The organism is Corallococcus sp. AB049A (genome assembly GCF_003668885.1).
In the GTDB taxonomy this organism is placed as follows: Bacteria; Myxococcota; Myxococcia; order Myxococcales; family Myxococcaceae; genus Corallococcus; species Corallococcus interemptor.
The window spans coordinates 1-487 of record NZ_RAWL01000967.1; the positions used below are offsets into that span (position 1 = coordinate 1).

Annotated in this window: 1 protein-coding gene; it reads right to left on the reverse strand. The window is 55.0% G+C overall.

Features of this window, described 5'->3' with window-relative positions; genetic code table 11:
• Positions 1 to 436 (reverse strand): Hsp70 family protein (locus tag D7X55_RS46050; protein ID WP_368666524.1); only part of this gene is annotated, 436 nt, incomplete at its 3' end.
• Positions 437 to 487: the final 51 nt, after the last annotated feature.

The window sequence follows — 487 nt, forward strand, 5'->3', positions numbered from 1 at the left end:
CACTCTCGAACGCCTCGATCTCGATGCGGGTGGCGAGCTGGAATGACAGCGTGCGCTTGGCCTTTTCGACTTCTCGTCTCAGCTTACGCATGGCGCGATGATCATTCGTAACATCCACCCCGGTTCTATCCTGGTAGATCTTGCCGAGGTACTCAACAATAAGCTGGTTGAAGTTTTCGCCGTCCAGACCGGTATCACTGAAAGTCGTCCTATCTGCAAAGACGCCATCGTCGATATACAGGAAAGAGACCTCAAATTTAGCACCCCCCAAATGGTAGACGACAACACGCCGCTCTGCGCTTTTCTGGTCGAGGCCATACGCAAGGGAGGCAGCGACCGGCCGAATGAGGAGACGCTGAAACGTGATCCCCGCGGCGGCGAAAGCGCCTTTGACAGTCTGGTGCTGAAGGTCGGTGAAATCTGGTATTCGTATCATCGTGCAACTGTTAGCTGCCGGCGTGCAAGTGCTCGAAGCGGACTGAAAGAG